The sequence below is a fragment of the Bdellovibrio sp. HCB290 genome (assembly GCF_047305925.1).
Classification (GTDB): domain Bacteria; phylum Bdellovibrionota; class Bdellovibrionia; order Bdellovibrionales; family Bdellovibrionaceae; genus Bdellovibrio.
The window spans coordinates 3,130,106-3,148,025 of record NZ_CP178620.1; the positions used below are offsets into that span (position 1 = coordinate 3,130,106).

Annotated in this window: 18 protein-coding genes; 9 read left to right on the forward strand and 9 right to left on the reverse strand. The window is 46.3% G+C overall.

Annotation, left to right across the window (positions count from 1 at the left end):
- The first annotated feature begins 27 nt into the window (after nucleotides 1-27).
- Nucleotides 28-837, forward strand: a complete 810-nt coding sequence (locus ACLVWU_RS15230; protein ID WP_413575707.1) for a hypothetical protein — start codon at nucleotides 28-30, stop codon at nucleotides 835-837.
- A gap of 10 nt (nucleotides 838-847) precedes the next feature.
- Here ACLVWU_RS15230 and sfsA read toward each other — a convergent pair whose 3' ends face one another.
- Nucleotides 848-1,579, reverse strand: coding sequence for a DNA/RNA nuclease SfsA (gene sfsA / locus ACLVWU_RS15235; protein WP_413575708.1), 732 nt, complete (start codon nucleotides 1,577-1,579; stop codon nucleotides 848-850).
- Nucleotides 1,580-1,762: 183 nt separating this feature from the next.
- On the opposite strand from sfsA, the gene ACLVWU_RS15240 reads away from it, so the two are divergent.
- The gene (locus ACLVWU_RS15240; RefSeq protein WP_413575709.1) at nucleotides 1,763-3,394 is read left to right on the forward strand and encodes a 2-oxo acid dehydrogenase subunit E2; all 1,632 of its coding nucleotides are present in this window, start codon (nucleotides 1,763-1,765) and stop codon (nucleotides 3,392-3,394) included.
- Complete coding sequence (lpdA, locus tag ACLVWU_RS15245) at nucleotides 3,395-4,819, forward strand: dihydrolipoyl dehydrogenase (RefSeq protein ID WP_413292828.1); 1,425 nt, start codon at nucleotides 3,395-3,397, stop codon at nucleotides 4,817-4,819. It abuts the gene before it with no gap.
- An 89-nt stretch (nucleotides 4,820-4,908) separates the two neighbouring features.
- Here the strand turns inward: lpdA and ACLVWU_RS15250 are convergent, their stop codons facing one another.
- Together ACLVWU_RS15250 and ACLVWU_RS15255 are read right to left on the reverse strand one after the other, a co-directional pair.
- Entirely contained in the window at nucleotides 4,909-5,937 is a 1,029-nt protein-coding gene (locus tag ACLVWU_RS15250; RefSeq protein ID WP_413575710.1) for a hypothetical protein, read from the reverse strand.
- Between the two features lie 61 nt (nucleotides 5,938-5,998).
- Entirely contained in the window at nucleotides 5,999-7,279 is a 1,281-nt protein-coding gene (locus ACLVWU_RS15255) for an acetyl-CoA C-acetyltransferase (protein ID WP_413575712.1), read from the reverse strand.
- A gap of 53 nt (nucleotides 7,280-7,332) precedes the next feature.
- Between ACLVWU_RS15255 and ACLVWU_RS15260 the strand changes: the two genes are divergently transcribed.
- The 3 genes from ACLVWU_RS15260 to ACLVWU_RS15270 all read left to right on the forward strand — a co-directional run bounded on the left by ACLVWU_RS15260 (nucleotide 7,333) and on the right by ACLVWU_RS15270 (nucleotide 9,885).
- The gene (locus tag ACLVWU_RS15260) at nucleotides 7,333-7,905 is read left to right on the forward strand and encodes a TetR/AcrR family transcriptional regulator (protein ID WP_413575713.1); all 573 of its coding nucleotides are present in this window, start codon (nucleotides 7,333-7,335) and stop codon (nucleotides 7,903-7,905) included.
- A 115-nt stretch (nucleotides 7,906-8,020) separates the two neighbouring features.
- Nucleotides 8,021-8,509, forward strand: a complete 489-nt coding sequence (locus tag ACLVWU_RS15265; protein WP_413575714.1) for a GNAT family N-acetyltransferase — start codon at nucleotides 8,021-8,023, stop codon at nucleotides 8,507-8,509.
- 185 nt (nucleotides 8,510-8,694) lie between these two features.
- Complete coding sequence (locus tag ACLVWU_RS15270; protein ID WP_413575715.1) at nucleotides 8,695-9,885, forward strand: clostripain-related cysteine peptidase; 1,191 nt, start codon at nucleotides 8,695-8,697, stop codon at nucleotides 9,883-9,885.
- A 200-nt stretch (nucleotides 9,886-10,085) separates the two neighbouring features.
- Here the strand turns inward: ACLVWU_RS15270 and ACLVWU_RS15275 are convergent, their stop codons facing one another.
- The 5 genes from ACLVWU_RS15275 to ACLVWU_RS15295 all read right to left on the reverse strand — a co-directional run bounded on the left by ACLVWU_RS15275 (nucleotide 10,086) and on the right by ACLVWU_RS15295 (nucleotide 14,722).
- Nucleotides 10,086-11,693 (reverse strand): hypothetical protein, encoded by a 1,608-nt coding sequence (locus ACLVWU_RS15275; RefSeq protein ID WP_413575716.1) that lies wholly within the window; start codon nucleotides 11,691-11,693, stop codon nucleotides 10,086-10,088.
- Nucleotides 11,694-11,878: 185 nt separating this feature from the next.
- The gene (locus tag ACLVWU_RS15280; RefSeq protein ID WP_413575717.1) at nucleotides 11,879-12,310 is read right to left on the reverse strand and encodes a BLUF domain-containing protein; all 432 of its coding nucleotides are present in this window, start codon (nucleotides 12,308-12,310) and stop codon (nucleotides 11,879-11,881) included.
- Entirely contained in the window at nucleotides 12,310-12,732 is a 423-nt protein-coding gene (locus ACLVWU_RS15285; protein ID WP_413575718.1) for a MaoC family dehydratase, read from the reverse strand. Before ACLVWU_RS15285 ends, ACLVWU_RS15280 begins: the two co-directional genes overlap by 1 nt.
- Nucleotides 12,733-12,741: 9 nt before the next feature.
- Nucleotides 12,742-14,058: a PhoH family protein gene (locus tag ACLVWU_RS15290; protein WP_413575719.1), complete on the reverse strand. Its 1,317-nt coding sequence runs from the start codon at nucleotides 14,056-14,058 to the stop codon at nucleotides 12,742-12,744.
- A 154-nt stretch (nucleotides 14,059-14,212) separates the two neighbouring features.
- Nucleotides 14,213-14,722 carry a PilZ domain-containing protein gene (locus tag ACLVWU_RS15295; protein ID WP_413575720.1) on the reverse strand — a complete coding sequence of 170 codons (510 nt, stop codon included), beginning with the start codon at nucleotides 14,720-14,722 and terminating at the stop codon, nucleotides 14,213-14,215.
- Between the two features lie 94 nt (nucleotides 14,723-14,816).
- On the opposite strand from ACLVWU_RS15295, the gene ACLVWU_RS15300 reads away from it, so the two are divergent.
- Complete coding sequence (locus tag ACLVWU_RS15300) at nucleotides 14,817-15,719, forward strand: energy transducer TonB (protein ID WP_413575721.1); 903 nt, start codon at nucleotides 14,817-14,819, stop codon at nucleotides 15,717-15,719.
- A gap of 4 nt (nucleotides 15,720-15,723) precedes the next feature.
- Here the strand turns inward: ACLVWU_RS15300 and msrB are convergent, their stop codons facing one another.
- A complete protein-coding gene (gene msrB / locus ACLVWU_RS15305) occupies nucleotides 15,724-16,137 on the reverse strand; it encodes a peptide-methionine (R)-S-oxide reductase MsrB (RefSeq protein ID WP_413575722.1) in 414 nt (137 codons plus the stop codon).
- 91 nt (nucleotides 16,138-16,228) lie between these two features.
- On the opposite strand from msrB, the gene ACLVWU_RS15310 reads away from it, so the two are divergent.
- The gene (locus ACLVWU_RS15310; protein WP_413575723.1) at nucleotides 16,229-16,801 is read left to right on the forward strand and encodes an outer membrane beta-barrel protein; all 573 of its coding nucleotides are present in this window, start codon (nucleotides 16,229-16,231) and stop codon (nucleotides 16,799-16,801) included.
- Entirely contained in the window at nucleotides 16,789-17,916 is a 1,128-nt protein-coding gene (locus ACLVWU_RS15315) for an aminopeptidase (RefSeq protein WP_413575724.1), read from the forward strand. The genes ACLVWU_RS15310 and ACLVWU_RS15315 overlap by 13 nt, the downstream gene beginning before the upstream one ends.
- Nucleotides 17,917-17,920 lie beyond the last annotated feature (4 nt).

Below are 17,920 nucleotides of genomic sequence, written 5' to 3' on the forward strand. Positions count from 1 at the left end.
TTAAAAGCTAAATCCGAGGCTTTGTGAATGCTCATTGCTGGCACCTATCTTGTATCACCGGCGAACATGCGTTTTTTGGTTTCACTGACTATTTTACTTTTCGGGGCTTCCGCTTTTGCGGGAACTGACTCTGCTTCGGAGAAGCGGGTTGTTTTCAATCCGGTTGTCAGTACTTCAGCACGCACACTGCCACAGTGGCAGTTCGGCTACCAGCGGACCGGCGGCGCCAACGTGAACTCTCACATGCTGATGAATGCCGTGAGTGTTGGGATATTGCCTCGCCTGGAAATCGGCACTGTTCCGATGTTTTATGCCACCGCCTCTGGCAGCAGCAATTACACTGTAAAAGTTAACTTCTATCGCGGCGACCAAGTCGACTGGGCTGCATCCTTTACCGAAACGCGCTTTAAATCTGAAGCTAGGACTAGCGGAGGAGTCGTCGACAGACCAGAACTGGTGCTGCGCTCAATCCAGCTGGGTTTAAATTATCGCCCTGAGTGGAATGAAAACACCACTTTTTCACCATTTGCGAATCAGGTGTGCGGACATATTGAATCCAAAGACGCTTTGGTTTTTCTTTATTCCCTAAAGTGCGAGGCGGAATACGGTCTGGATGTGCAATATCAAATAAAAGATCGTGAATGGCTGACATTGGCATACGGTCATTTGCGTGAGGCTGGACTTTCACCTTACGAACGTTTGAATGCAGGCGTGGGCGTGGCTTGGTCACAGCTCCGCCCAAAAGCAATGTTCTCTCGTCCCTCTGTGGGTGTGTACTACATACCCGACACGCAAAATACTTTGTATCTACTTTCCACCACTTTTTTCGAGCACTAACCTAACGCCGCTAAAGGTGAACCGGCAGAGTCATCTCTGAAAGAGTGGCTTCGGTTGGAGTCAGATCCACAACGAATGGGGAAATTTTCAAGCCCTTCGCCGAAGCTTCGCGCAGAAGTTTTCCATATTCAGGATCGATATCATCCGCTGGTGCAAAGGTTCCGCAGTCATGACGTTGCACTGTGAAGACCAACTCGGCTGAGTGCCCCTGCTCCATCAAAGCCATCAGTTCTTTCAAATGCTTTTGCCCGCGCTCAGTGACAGCGTCTGGAAATTTCGCGACCCCGTCCTCACCCAAAGTGACATTTTTCACTTCGATGAAGTGCATTTTGTCGGTGTCTTTTTTCTTAAGCGCAAAATCCAAACGAGTTTCAGCAGAGATTTTATATTCAGGTTTAGCTTCATCAAAAGACGCCCAATGCGCGAATCCGCCCACTTCATCTTTGTGTTTGCCGATCACTCGCAGGACCGTTTCTTTAACCACCGTGTTTGGAGTCGCCGTATTCACGCCCACCCATGAACCGCCCGGGGATTTGATCATCTCCAAGGTGAATTTCAATTTACGCTCTGGGTTGTCGGACTCCGAAAACAGGCACAGCTGGCCGGGGTTATTGACGCTTTTCATACTCCCCGTGTTGGGAACATGCGCCACGATGGTCTGACCTTGGAATTCAATGTCGGCAAAGAAGCGTTTATAGCGTTTTAGGAAGGTGCCTTCCTGGAGTTTACGAGAATATTTCATGGAGCCCTCAATTCGGGTTGTAAAATAGCAATGCCAAACCTCCGAATTCAACTCTGAAACCGCTATGTTGCAGAGGGAAAAACCAATTTATTTATGCATAGTGTTAATCGGTGCAAATCGAGCCCCCTCGAAATAGAAGGGAGTGTTTGATTTTAAAGGCTAATATTGAAAGGAACTCCCTGCATGGCAACTGATGTGAAACTGCCTGAACTTGGCGAAGGCGTTACTGAAGGTGAATTGGTAAAATGGTTGGTTCAACCTGGTGATTCTGTAAAAGCAGATCAACCTATCGCTGAAGTTTTGACTGACAAAGCAACTGTAGAGGTTCCATCTCCAGTAGCTGGTACTGTAAAAGATTTGAAATTTAAACCGGGCCAAGTTGTTAAAGTTGGTTCGACGATGATCGCATTGGATGGCAATGGCGCATCCTCCTCCGCTAAAGCTACGGCGGACAAGGCTCCTTCTACGGCAGCCCCAGCTCAAGCGGCACAGCCCGCCAAAGCCCCAGCGACGGCGGGTAAAGCACAAGACGTAAAACTTCCTGAACTTGGTGAAGGTGTTACAGAAGGCGAACTAGTAAAATGGTTGGTTAAATCTGGTGACTCTGTAAAAGCTGATCAAGCGATCGCTGAAGTTCTAACCGACAAAGCCACTGTTGAAGTTCCGACTCCAGTAGCCGGCGTAGTTGGCGAATTGAAATTCAAAGCCGGCGACGTTGTTAAAGTTGGATCTACTATGATCACTTTGACTGGCGCAGGTGGTGGTGCAGCAGCGGCTCCGGCGGCTCCAGCTCCTCAAGCTTCTGCTACGGCAGCGGCTCCAGCAGCAAAAGCGGCAGCTCCAGTAGCTACTTCTTCTGCAGCTACAGCAAACGGCATCTTCCCGCCTGTTGCTGATTCTAAAGTTCTTGCGACTCCGGCGACTCGCCGTCTTGCTCGCGAAACTGGTGTTGATATCAACGGTCTTTCTGGTTCTGGTCTTGCTGGCCGCGTAACTCGTGAAGACGTATTGTCTGCGGGCGGTGGTGCTGTTGCATCCACCTCTTCTGCAAAAGCTCCAGCTGCTGGTGGCATGACTATTCCAAGACCGGCATACCAAGGTGTTGCTGGTGCAGCGGAAGAGCGCGTAGCTCTTATCGGTATCCGCAAACGTATCGCTGAAAACATGCAGCGTTCAAAACAAATCATCCCTCACTTCACTATCATGGATGAAGCTAAGGTTGATGCTTTGGTTGCGCTTCGTGAGTCTTTGAAAGACTTCGCAGAGAAAAACGGAACTAAGATCACTTATCTTCCAATCGTGATGAAAGCCATGATTGCGACGATCCGTGAATTCCCAATGTTCAACGCATCTATCGACGATGCTGCTGGTGAAATCGTTTACAAAAAATATTTCAACATCGGTTTCGCAGCTGACACTCCAACAGGTTTGGTTGTTCCAGTTATCAAAAACGCGGATCAAAAAACGATTTTGGAAATCTCTAAAGAAATCATCGACCTTTCTAAACGTGCCCGCGATGGCAAGTTGAAACCAGATGAAATGAAAGGCGCTTGCATCACTGTGACGAACATCGGTTCTATCGGTGGTACTTACGCGACTCCAGTGATCAACCACCCTGAAGTGGCGATCCTTGGTATGTACAAAATCGACGAAAAACCAGTTATCAAAGATGGCCAATTGAAAGCTATCAAAACGATGAACTACACAATGACTGCCGATCACCGTTTGATCGACGGCGCATTGGCTGCAAGATTCTTGGCTGCCTTCATCGGCCGTATCGAGAATCCTGGTAAACTTTTGGTGGAGATGCTGTAGATGGCACAATCATTTGACGTAGTAGTTATCGGTGCGGGTCCTGGCGGTTATGTTGCCGCTATCCGCTCTGCTCAACTTGGTTTTAAAACAGCAGTTATCGAACGTGAATTCTTGGGTGGCGTGTGCTTGAACGTGGGTTGCATCCCATCTAAAGCAATGATCACTGCGACTCACCTTCTTCACAAAGCTCAACACAACTTCAAAGACATGGGCTTGATGATCAAAGGCGATATCAACGTTGATATGAAGCAACTTGTGAAGTGGAAACAATCCGTTTCTGACAAAATGTCGAGCGGTGTGGGTCAACTTCTTAAAGGTTACGGCGTAACTCATATTAAGGGCGACGCTGAATTCAAATCTTCTAAAGAAATCTCTGTTAAGTCATCTGCAGGTACTGAGTCTATCACGGCTAAGTACTTCATCGTGGCGACAGGGTCCCGTCCAATTGAAATTCCAGGATTTAAGTTTGACGAAAAAGACATCTGTTCTTCAACTGGCGCTTTGGCATTCGACGAAATTCCAAAACGCGTAGCAGTTATCGGTGGTGGTTATATCGGTCTAGAGATCTCTTCTTACCTGCGCAAATTGGGTACTGAAGTGACTGTGATCGAAGCAATGCCTTCATTGCTTGCTGGCGTAGTTGATCCAGATTGCGCAAACATCGTTGTACGTAAGCTTGATAAAGCGGGCGTAAAAATCATGTACGGTGCAAAAGCTAAATCTCAGAAAAAAGCCAAAGACGGCTACGAAGTTACTGTTGAGATCAACGGTAAAGACGAAGTTGTTAAATGCGATAAGATCCTGGTAACTGTTGGACGTCGTCCAAACGGCGACCAAGCGAACTTGAAAGCTGCGGGTATCGCGGTTGACGAGCGTGGCTTTGTTAAAGTGGATGCTCAACGCAGAACGAACGTTCAAAACATCTTTGCTATCGGTGATATCTGTGGTCAACCAATGTTGGCTCATAAAGCTTCACACGAAGGTGTGTTGGTTGCTGAAGTTATTTCTGGCGCAAACCGCGTTTACGACGCGAAAACAGTTCCAGCGGTTGTCTTCACAGACCCAGAAATCGCATCTGCGGGTATGACTGAAGCTGAAGCAAAAGCGAAGGGTCACACTGAGCTTAAGATCGGTAAATTCCCATTCGGTGCTAACGGCCGCGCTGTGAGCATGATGGAAACTGAAGGCTTCGTAAAAATGATCGCTGATGCGAAAACTCACGTGTTGTTGGGTGTTCACATCGTAGGTCCTGAAGCTTCGAACTTGATCTCTGAAGCAGTTCTTGCGATCGAGATGGGCGCACGCATTGAAGACTTGGCTCTTTCAATCCACCCTCACCCAACATTGGGCGAGACGATCATGGAATGTGCCGAGGCGACTTTGGGTCACGCGATCCACATCATCCAAAAGCCTTTGAAAAAATAGGCTGCTATCTAATAGCTAAAACGAAAAAGGGAGTTCTACAGAACTCCCTTTTTTTATGCGCATAGATAAGAAGTAGGACCTGGCACCTTTTAAAGAATATCGAGAGGATTTGTGGGTTTCGGGGCGGAGGTTTTTTCGCGACCGAATAGGAAGTCCAGCTTCACATTGATGGAGGTCGAGGGAGTGAAGCCGTCGGCGTACATCCACGCACATGCGGGACTGAACTCCAGGAAAATCCATGGGGCCTTTTTGAAACCTGTTCTATAGGTGAATCCAACGGCGTAGCCTTCACCGTACATCTCCAGCTCATAGGATCTTGTCAGAAATCTAAAATCTGTGGAGAAAAGACTTTTATCTTCAAAGCTGTAAATCAACGACGGACCATGAACCGTACCGAAAACTGACGGCTCACTCATGTACCAGTTGGCCTGGTTCAGAAAACGAAAAAGAAAATACTTACTGAATGCGTAGTCCGATGTAACTGCGACTTTACTGGCCCACAAAGTTTCTGAATCCCAGCCAATTTCATTTTGCCAATAGTCGACCCATTTTTGAGTCAGATAGCTTCGCGACAAACGAAGCTTCCCAAAATAAGCAATGGGCCACTTCCAACGAACTCCCGTTTCAGTCGCAAAATCCCAGGGATTTTGTTCTTTGTACTCTTCTATAGAAATCAAGTCTTCATCCAACACAGACGTGGGAGGCTGATCCGGTTTACGAGTCCAATAGTCATTGAAGGCGCGCTCACGCTCTTTCAGGTTGGGCAAACTTAGAGTCAACGAGGTGGAGAAATTGTTATCAAAAGTACCGGTGTTGGCATTGTAGAAGCTGGAAGTCGTGATCTTAAGACTGCTTTTATAGTATTCATCCAACGCACGATCGTTACCGAACAAACCATCGACTTTATTGGCAAGCAGGATCACACGATCGGATACGACGTCTCGGGAATCAGTGATGATCCGTCCCGTTGAAGACATAAACCCGGAATCAGTTTTAACTTTTGCTGACTTCTTTTTTCTTTTCTTACTGGTGATTTTTTGAGGATCAGGAACGGACACATCCTGGGCTTGAACATAAGCCGGAGTTACGAACAGGATAAGTGCAAGTACGTGCTTCAAAACCAAATATGACCTCTGACAATGATCATATAAGATCATTGTCAGTTGTCACGTCACGAAATTATCTTTCTACGATTGCAGTCACACCCATTCCACCTGCTGTACAGATGGAAATAAGTCCTCGACCGCTGCCTTTTTGTGAAAGCATCTTAGCCAGTGATACAAGGATACGACCACCTGTTGCCGCAAATGGATGCCCCAGCGCCAAGGATCCACCATTCACATTCAATTTACTGCGATCAATAGATCCCAACGCTTTGGAAAGACCCAGTTTCGTACGACAGTACTCTTCAGATTCCCACGCTTTCAGTGTGCACAACACCTGACCTGCGAAAGCTTCGTGGATTTCATAGAAATCAAAATCCTGCAAAGTCAGTCCATTACGCTCAAGCATGCGCGCCACTGCATAGGTCGGAGCCATCAATAGGCCCTCGCCACCAACATAGTCCACCGCTGCGACCTCGGCATCAGTCAGATAAGCCAGCACTGGCAAGTTATGTTTCTGAGCAAAGTCTTCGCTGCCCAAAAGCACCGCCGAAGCACCATCGGTCAATGCCGTACTGTTACCTGCCGTCAGTGTTCCCGTTCCGGTTTTATCAAACGCGGGTTTTAGCTTCGCAAGCTTTTCAAGAGTGGTGTCACCACGAACCAACGTATCTTTTTTAAGTCCTTTAAAATCAAAAACCAGGTCTTTAAAGAATCCTGCATCCCAGGCTTTTGCGGCATTTTGATGACTGGTAAATGCCAGCTTGTCCTGCTCGGCCTGAGAGATATTCCACTCTTTAACCATGAGTTCTGTATGCTGTCCCATGGAAAGTCCTGTGCGCGGCTCAACCACAACAGGAAATTTTGGTTTTAAATCTTTCAATGAAAGTTTGGCGAATTTCGCAAGACGACCCGCTAGGGATTTCTCTTTTTGCGCATCCATCAACTTCCAAGTGAATTCATGAGGCAGCACCCCTTGAATATCACTGTTCGTATCCGTACCGCCAGCGATACCACTTTCAATCTGACCAGCTGCGATTTTCAAACCAATGTGCCAGGCTGTTTCCAAACCTGTACCGCAGGCTCTTTGGACATCATAGCCTGGTGTATGCGGATCAAGACCGGAACTAAGAACGCTTTCACGAGTCATGTTCCAATCGGCCGCATTTTTCATAACTGCACCAGTGGAAACATCACCCACACGAACGCCTCTGATATTAGTTTTATTCACCAAATCCTGCAAAACTGCCGTCATCAACTCTTGATTGGAAGTGCGAACATAGTTCGTCTGAGATTTAGTAAACGGAGTTCTGGATCCCGCTAGAATCGCAATGGGTCTCATTTGTTTGGTTTTCATACGCAGTCCTTTTCTGGCTTGATAATCTACCTACTGGTAGGTAGAATACGCCTATGAACGAAACAAAGCAAGTCACAAAGACCCTGGCCCTTGAAATAGCTAAAAACCACCTGCAATTACGCGGGTATAACGGCTTTAGCTTTCAAGACATCGCTGACGAACTGGGCATCCGCAAAGCCAGCTTGCACTACTATTTTGCCTCAAAAGAAGATCTAGGATTGGCTTTGATCGAGGACTATTCTAATTCTTTTCAAGAATGGGCACAAAAGCACGCAGAACTCGATTCCTTGGAGAAAATCAAAAAGTTCATCGATATGTATAGTATGTTCTCCCAAGATGGTCTTAAGGTGTGCCCTGGAGGAGTCTTTTGCATCGACTACAACACCCTCCCGCCAAACCTAAAAAAAACAGTCTGCCAACTTCAGGAACAAATCCAAGAGTGGTTAACGAAGGCCGTTGCTGAAGGCATTAAATCCAAAACCATCAGACCAACCCTGAAACCAAAAGAAACAGCCACACTGATCCACGCCACAACCCAAGGGGCACTGCAAATCGCAAGAATGCAAAACAACCCTAAAGCCATGAAGTCCACTTCATTGGCCTTGCTTTCGCTCTTGAAAAATTAGAACGGCAGGGTGTCGGGACACTAAGCAAAAGCTTTGTAATACCTCGATTGTATTAGACGCATATGTATGTTGATCAGCTCTTGACGGAGCTCTCTGATGAAAACATCATATTCTTATGAAACCTATGATTAGACGTGCACTTCACGAAGATGCAGCCAACATTATAAATGCACACAGAAGATCCATAAGGGAGGTTTGCTCAAATGACTACAGCTCAGAGCAAATCACGGCATGGTCTGGCTTGAATTTTCAAGAGGATCGTTGGTGTCATACTATGGATCAAGATATGGTTTGGGTTATTTCCGATCAGAATCGTAACATTTTTGGTTTTGGACATTTGCAATTTCAAGGTGATTCGGAAGCAGAAGTCGCGGGCCTCTATTTTGTTCCAGAAGTTGTAGGTCAAAATTTCGGAAAAGAGATCGTTAAATTGATGATCGAAGAATGTAAAAAGAAAAACATTCGAACTATTCATCTGTCAGCTACAAAAACTGCAAAAACATTCTATGAAAATGTTGGATTTAAACAGATTGCCCCACAGAGTTCAGTAACAATTGGCGGTAAAGCCATTGAATGCTTTAAAATGCAAACGGCGCTGATTTAAATCGATGCATTTCAATTTTTAAAAACGGCTTGCAGCTTAACGCGCATGAAATCCAAGAACAGTTCTGCGGTGCTTCCGTAAGTAGGACCTGGCACCGACCAAGGTCCTGAACATTTGTTAACGAGTGGTGGCAACGACGACCTATAGTGCTATCCTGCAAAGACCCCATTTTTCACGGAGGAAAAATGAATCACCTTTTGCGCGTTATTACGGTGTGCATGCTTGTGCTTGCATCCTCTTTGGCAACCGCCGCTTCCCAACAAGTCAAAGAATGGAACATGTTGGTTTTCCTAAACGGAAATAACAATCTGGACAGCTTCGGTCCAATGAATATCAATCAAATGGAACAACTGGGATCCAGCGATCAGGTCAACGTTCTGGTTCAATGGGCCTCTGCCAGCCGTGATAATGTGACTCGCCACTTGATCGTAAAAGACAGCCAAACCAGCACAGTGACTTCTCCGGTTGTACAAAACTTGGGATCTGTGGACATGGGTGATTGGAAAGAGCTAGTCAAATTCGTGGACTGGGCCAACCAAAACTATCCTGCAAAAAAATACTTCATCGTGGTTTGGAATCATGGTGGCGGCTGGCACTTGTTAAACGTGCCCGGCGTGATTCGTCCGATGGATATTTCTTGGGATGAGAACACTGGCAATCGCATCACGACAGAACAATTGGGTCAGGCAATGGCAGAGTCGGCAAAAATCATCGGCCACAAAGTGGATGTGTACTCTTCCGACGCTTGCCTGATGGGCATGGTGGAAGTCGCTTCCGAGATGTCAGACTCTGTTCAATATTATCTGGGATCCCAGGATGTGGAACCCGGCGCTGGCTGGCCTTACGCAGCCTTCCTGGGCAAGTGGTTTGCCAACCCCGCCATGTCACCCGCTGACCTGGTTAAAGTCCACGCGGCAGAGTATCTGGCAGCTTATAACGGCGGCGTCTATGGCCATCGCCGTGTCACGATGTCCGCTTATGATTTGTCTCAGCTTGATACTTATGAAAAATCCCTGAAACAATTGGGCGAAGAACTTCGCGGTCTGAGTGATGGCGATATTTTCAAAGTCGCGCGCTCTGCCAAGAACGCAAAGCTTTTCACTTATTTTGACTATCGCGACGTGATCGACTTCGTGGATTTAGTTTCCCGCAACGGCATCAGCACCCCAGCGATGCAAGCTGTGCGTGATGCTCAGAATACCTTTGTCATTGCGAACTCCCAGAATCAGGACACAAGAACTTATGGTGTTTCGATCTGGCTTCCGACCGGAGCTTCATCTTCTGATTACAGCGGTTATATCGAAAGATATCATGGTTTGAAATTCAACCAACGAACTGGCTGGGCCGATCTGGTGACGAAGCTCCAAGGAAAATAAAAAGAAAATCCAGCATAGAACCCTGCTATATGCTCGGGACTTAATCGCCAGTACTGTTCCAGCGGAATAAATTAACAAATCCGCAATTTCCACATCCGATACGGATGCGGCAGCGCACAAACCACTTCAACAAAAACAAAAAAGAAAAGCCCGGCTTAGACCGGGCTTTTCAGTTTTTGAGAAATCCATTTCCCTGAAAACTATTTTACGCAAGAGTAGTAAACTTTGTATTCGCCTTGTGGAAGGTCATTAGAGAATACCATATTCACACCGTTCACTGTGAAAGCACCAGAGTATGGTTGGCCATCTTTAGTTACTGTCACGGCTTTCGTAGCATCAACTACTGGAGCACAAGTCAGAGTGAAAGTTTTCAATGTTTTACGGATACCATCTGCGATACCAGTCACTTGCGCTGCATAGTCCGCCGCACACACGTCACCGATCACACCACCAGTCAGTTTAGAGAACTGTTCATAGCGGTAACCGTAAGCATAACCATTCGTAGACTTACAAGCTGTATCGCCTGGACGAGTGATGATGGAGTGGAAGCTGAATGCTTTTTGACCACCATAAGTTTGGCTTACGAAGTTCAACAATGACTGCGGATCATTTTTAGTACCGTTTTTAGATTCATCTTCGTCAGAGATCACAAGTACTGAGAACTGCGCATCCGGGCGGACAAAGTTCACGTTACCACCGCTTTGAGAAAGAGATCTTTCAATTGCACGGTAAGTTACATAAACCGCTTGCTCGTCACCACTACCAGTTTCAGTTCTTTGCAAAGTCGCACCCAGCAGGCTTTGTGCCTCTGCATCTGCCATTGCGGAAGTCAGGATGTAGGAACCTTTTTTACCAGTCAATTCAACCAGACGACCGTCACCCAATTTCACGTCACGTGGATCCGTCGTAGTAACCGCGATCTGCCAGTCCAAACCTTTGATCACACTCAACAGATTCTGAACACGTTTCGCCATGTTTTTCTGTTCGTATTCCATAGAGCCCGAGTTATCGATCACGATCAACAAGTCGACTTTTTTGTTTGGTGTAACCTGAACAGTTTGAACCAGGGATCTATATTTAGATGACACTTCAAAAGTGATGGATTTTCCAGATGAATGAGCCAGTTTATCTGTTGCTGATACCGCCAATGTATAAGTTCCGGAAACCATACTTGGGATTTTAATTGTGTTTGTGCCAGCCGCGCAGGGTTTAGCAACACCCGCGAAAGTACAAGTCACTTTATCAACACCGGCACCGGCGTCTGTCACTGTGAATACGATCTCTACATCAGAACCTTCTTCAACAGTCGAGTTCGGATATTTCGAGAAAACGATTTCAGGGCCCATTTCATCAATCAGGATGCTGGCGTTCAAACATTCAGAAACACGGTTGTCGTAGTCCTTATACTGAACACTTAAAGTCACATTTTGATTTGATTTGGCACTTTGATACATTTTGGAATCTACGAAAGACTCCCATGTACCACCAGAGCAATCCGCACCTTCAGACAGCTTCAAATAAGCCGCAGAAAACACAGAAATAAAAGACAACTCAAGATTGGAAGAATCCGTCAACTTCGCACCACCGTTGATTTGAAACACTGCGGACTCGCCTGCAGGTGGAGTCGGTGTCGGACTTTCTTCAGGGCTTGGGGATGGTGTCGGAGAAGGTTCAGTAACGACGCTAAAATCACCATTTGTATTGCTACCGGAGCCTGCGCTACCAAATTCAACGCTACCTTGGTTCTCGAGACATGCCGTAAGAGTAACACTCATTGTTAGTAATATGGCCCATCCTAGATTCTTCATATCTATCGCTCCTAATGTGCGTGTACCTACACATTGTTGCGATATCTTCGGATGAATTTCAAAGCAATCTCACTCTGGGAACAGTTCGTAAAATACTTGATCAATGATTATAAAATCGCTGTAAAAAAGTTCGCCATTTTCAACAAAACCCAATGCTGGCGCAGGTTTGAAGGGTATATTATGTACTATTGAAAATTAGGGGCGGCAGCGCGGAATCTGCGGATCAAAGGCATGATCAGCGTCTTGTGATTGATGCCGCTATCCAGGCACACTTCGAAAAACTCCAGCAGATCCTTGGTGGTATTTGCTTCTATGTCCCCGTCCAAAAATGCCATAGACCAATCACCAAACAGACGTCTCTCACTTTGGGTTTCGATCAAAATTTTTAAATTCTTATTTCGGTCATCATTGCGAATGACATTTACCAGGTGGCGCACCTTATGCTCGTCATCGCACTCCAGAACCTGAAGGAAATGGCCTTCGCGCAAAATAAGAACGCCCGAGATATTATCGCGGGCGTTGTTCTTGCGTGAAGAATTCAAAATGTTACGAATGTCAGTGTAGCTTAGGCTGTCCGATGCGTGACTGACGTAAACAAGATGAAATACCGGATTCATTACTTTGCCAGCGCGAAGTCTTTCGCCATCATAATCACTGCCTCACCCTTCACAACCATGTCGCCGTTTTCTTTGGTCACATTGGTTTCAACAGTGGCGATACCTTTTTCTTTGCGCATCGCTGTGATTTTGATGGTGATAGTGATCGTGTCATCGATGAACACCGGGTTAACGAATTTCATGGATTGACCCAGGTAAATTCCGCCCTCGCCGATACATTCTACAAGAGCTCTGGAAATCAGAGCTCCGCAGATCATGCCGTGAGCGATACGACGGCCAAAACGAGTTTTAGCCGCGTAAGCGTCGTCCAAATGGATTGGGTTGTGATCTCCAGACAACTCAGCAAATTGACGAACCATTTTATCCGTCACAGTTACTGTTGCTGACTTAGTGAAACCTACATCTACATTTGGAACCTGCATTACCTACTCCTACATGATATTCGCTGCTAGCTCTGCAAGTGGCGAACGTTCACCTTTAGTCAGGGTTACGTGAGCCGCAATTGCGTGGCCTTTAAATCTTTCAACCGCGTACGTTAGACCGCTATTCGCTGAATCTACGTAAGGGTTATCAATCTGATAAACGTCGCCCGTCAGGACAACTTTTGTCCCCTGACCGGCACGCGTAACAATTGTCTTGATCTCGTGCGGAGTCAAGTTTTGTGCTTCGTCAACGATCAGGTATTGCTTAGGAATGCTGCGACCGCGAATATAAGTCAGCGGCTCAATGTTTAACATGCCCTGATTGATTAATTCCTGAGCACGACCCGCCGCTTTTTTGTCCGCACCCATCAGAAACTCAACGTTATCGAAAATTGGCTGCATCCACGGATTTAATTTCTGCTCGATGTCACCAGGAAGGTAACCGATGTCGCGACCCATTGGGAAAATCGGACGGGAAACCAACAATCTTTGATATTGGCCTTGATCCAAAGCTTTATGCAAACCTGCTGCAATCGCCATCAAAGTTTTACCCGTACCAGCTTTACCAACCAAAGAGACGAACATGATTTCGTCGTTCAGCAAGCAATCCAATGCGAAAGCCTGTTCCACGTTGCGTGCATGAATACCCCAGATAGAATCAGCGGCTTGCACCAACGGAACGATTGCTTTTTCCGCTTCGCTGTAGCGGCCAATTGCTGAGTGATTTGGATTCGATGCATCCTTCATGATCACATATTGATTCGCATAAAGTTTTACATCGGTCACAAAGCGTTTTTCTTTATAGAAAGAATCGATCTGCGCCGGAGTGATAGCGATTTCCTGGTAACCTTCATACAAATCGTCGCGGTTGATATCATTTGCGTCGTAGTCTGTTGCAACCACACCGTAAACGTCAGCCTTAATACGAAGATTGATGTCTTTCGTAATCAACTCAACTTTATAACGAGGATGTTGTTTTTGTAGTGCCAGAGCCGTATTCAAGATACGGTTATCTGCCTTTTGAGCATCCATCTCTGCAGGCATCCCTGCAAGCATGTAGTCCGTATTAATGTATACCATGGTTTCAGAGTTATCGATCTGAACACCACTTGCCAAAGAGCCTTTACCACGAAGCACGTCGATGAAGCGGCTGAACTGACGGGCATTTCGACCGTTCTCGCCCTGATCTCTTTTGAATCTATCTACTTCTTCAATAACGGAGATAGGAATATGAACATCAGCCTCTCCAAAGCGCATGATCGCTTGGGCATCGAAAAGGATCACATTGGTATCGACAACAACTTTTCTGCGTTTAGCTTTGCTCAAGGACAAACCCTCCGTAGTAGCACGGCATATTACCGTGACAAAAAGACAATGGGACTTGAGGCATCCTAGCCTGCGGTGAACCCCACAGCTAAATTGCAACAAATCCCACGACCAAAGTCTACGGAAAAGGTTTTCCTGACTGAAATATTACTGACTAAGAGATATTTGATACTTGAACATCGCCAGAGTCCGTCTTTAACGAAGCGCTGACGTTTTCAATGAACTTAACAAAATGATGAAGTGCAACATCATTCAAGGTACCCTTCACAAAGTTAGCACCGTGACGAACGGTACCTTCATCTTCGATGTTACGAATATTTGAAACATTGATTGTGAATGGGAAGTACGTAGAGTGATTTAGATAGACGCGCATTGCGACTTCTTCATCCAATTGGAAGCTGCCTTCTTGAGAGTCCAAATCGAATGCCAAACCATTTTCGGAGATGTCATACAAAGCCACTTTCATCAGGCCTTGCTCGGGAAGAACGACGAAAGCACCTACGAACTCTGTCAAAATGGTGCGCTTCACATCACGACGCTCACGGCTCAACATTTCCTGCCGAGCTTCCGTCATATCCAAGACCTCACCTTTGCTGCCTTTGTGGCCAATTTCCAAAGAATTCTGAGTTCTTAGGCGTGTCGTAATGTCTAAAACTTTCCCCATTTAATCCCCCTGTGACTATGAAAACTTATCGGCAGAAAACGTTTCAACTTTAGCCACCTTGCACTTTGGTCCAGTTCCGGCTTAAAATGAGACAATGAAGAGGATTCACGCGTTTATATTCGTAACCATGGCGATCAGCTTGCTGCTGCATCTGGGACTTATCACGGGAATGATAGTCTTCGCGCCCATGTTTGAAACTCCAAAAGCGGAGACGATTGAGATCAGCCTGGCCTCTCCTCCGCCAGCGAATACGCTGAGCAAATCCAAAACCAATCAACAGATCGTTCGTAAGGCATTGGCTCCTGATAAATTGAAGGCTCCTGACGATGAATCCATGGCGCGCTTCCTTTCTGAACAGCGCCAACGCGTACTCAAAGAGATGCAAGCAGCTGATTCCGGTATGACAGAGAACCGCACCAACACTTCGACTTTGCCAAAGCCTACTTCCGAGAAAAACAAACAACAGGCACAGAAAAAAACAGAAGTCGACAAAACTGAAACCGACAAAGACGGCTACCGTGCTGTGGATGTTGCCAAGGAGCTTGCAGCGATGAATGCCCTGAACCAAGGGCAGTCCACCACTGGAGAAATGCTACCCACTGATGTCAGCATCGGTTCCTTCACTGCTTTGAATACCGATCGATACTTGTTCTATTCATTTTACGCGCGTATAGAAGAGCTGGTCCGCTATCGCTGGGAATCCCGCGTACAAACAGCGATCAATGGCATGGATCCATCCATGGCCATGAGCCTAAGCCGTCGCAACTGGAATACTCAGGTTGAATTTTTACTGGATAAAAAAGGCTTTCTGCAAAAAGCCATCATAATGAAAGAATCCGGGATCAAGAACTTTGACAGCGCTGCCGTCAATGCCTTCCGCGAAGCCCGCGTCTTCCCAAATCCTCCGCAGGAAATGATTGAAGAAGACGGATTCATTCATCTACGCTACACGTTCACCGTGAATTATGCGCCACCCACTTTAGTGAATAGCCGCTAAAGATTTATTTTTTCGGAACAAACTTAAGAGCTGCAGAATTGATGCAGTAACGCGTACCCAGAGGTGCCGGGCCATCATCGAAAACGTGACCCAAATGACCGTTTGAATCTTTGGCACGCACTTCTATACGAATCATACCGTGAGAGAAGTCGGGTTTTTCCACCAGTACGTCCGGAGAAATCGGCTTCGTGAAGCTGGGCCAGCCACACTCGGAATCAAACTTATCTTGACTAGAAAACAAAGGTGTCCCCGAAACCGCATCAACATACACACCGGGCTCGGTGTGATTCCAAAATTCATTTCTAAATGGAGACTCGGTGCCGTTCTCGACCATGATCCTATACTGCTCTGGTGTGAGCAATCTTTTGAGTTCTTCTTCGCTTTCAGGTAAACCGCACTTTAAGACCTTTTCTTTCATAGGACCATGGTAGAACTTCTTGTCCTTTTAGTCCAGACGCGGCCAGTTTTCATGTCACTCGCCACTAAGCCTTGGTAATATCTAAGGTAATATGAATAGATTTTTATTCGGCCTCATTACAGCCACCGTTTTAATGTTCTCCGTTTCAGCACATGCAATTAACGTTGAATTGGGTGCGCAATACGGTCACAAAACTCAAACCTACGACGCCAACAACTATAATGAAATGGAATCCGTTACGGGTTCTATGTCCTTTTATTTGTGGGAACGAATCGCTCTTGAGTTGAGCTACACCGATGCTCAATCCGTCGTCGTGTCCAAGGCCTTCAACACAGACCCAAAGCGAACCACAGTTCAAAGATCACAAATCATGGGGGCGGATCTGATTTTGATTTTGGCAGATAAAAAAGCCCTGTTTCAACCGTACGTCAAAGGCGGTATGGCGCAGATCAATCGTAAGCAAACCATTAAAATTGAGAACCAGGACACATACGAAAACGCACCAGAAAGTGCGGTTGCTCCATCATATGGTGTAGGTTTGAAAGTTCAGTTCACTCCATCCATGGGTTTGAAATTCAGTTATGATGCCTGGGAAACTCCGATTGGTGGCGGCTCCAAAACTAATGACTCTGCCATTCGCGCGGGTATTACGTGGATGCTTTAAAATTCGCGCTGGTCTTGCTTCCGTTATTGACTGGTTGCCAGATTAATTACCTGGCAAGCTCTGCCTACAATCAAATGAAATTATTAAACGCCCGCGTTCCCATTGAACAGGCGTTGAAAGATCCCAACATTTCAGATCAGGAAAAAAGTAAACTGGAGCTGGCCCAGAAAGCCCGCACCTTCGCTGAAAACGATCTGCATTTGAAGTCCACTGAAAACTACACATCGTATGTGAAGCTGGATCGTCCTTATGTGACCTACGTGGTCAGTGCGGCTTACAAGTGGGAACTAAAACACTATCAATGGTCTTATCCCTTTGTCGGAAAAATGCCCTACAAAGGCTACTTCAATGAAGAGTCCGCCAAAGAACAAGAAGTGGAACTTCAACAAGAAAACTTGGACACCTACATGCGAGGTGTCTCCGCCTACAGCACGCTGGGTTGGTTTAAAGATCCCCTGCTAAGCTCAATGCTTCGCTATAAGGATTATGACCTGGTCAACACCATCATCCACGAAACCGTGCACGCCACTTTGTACATCAAAGGCTCCGCCGATTTCAACGAACGACTGGCAATGTTTCTGGGTAACAAGGGCGCAGAACAATACTACTTAAAAGTCGAAGGCGAAAACTCCCCGACCCTGGCCGCCATCAAGAAAGACAACGAAGACGACAAAACATTTTCGAAGTTCATCTCTGAAGAGCTGCGCGACTTAGCCACTTGGTACAAAAACATCCCCGAAGCCGATCACACCGAACGCCGAAGAATGGAACGCATCGCCGGCATCCAGGAAAAATTCAAAACCCAAGTGCTCCCAAAAATGAAAACCAAGAACTACGAAAAGTTCGCCACCACCCCAATGAACAACGCGAGACTGCTAGTCTATAAAACCTATTTATCCGACCTTGCGGACTTCGAAACCCTATACCAACAAAGCGGCAACAACTTCCAAATCTTCATCGAACGCTGCAAAGCCCTGGAAAAGGAAAAAGACCCCGCCCAAAAACTAAAAGAACTAATTGGCACAACAAATGAATCTGAGCTCCGCGCCAATATTCCAACGACAGAAACCCAACTAGACCAAAAGAAAAAAGAATCCAAAATCCCCACCCACTAATAGA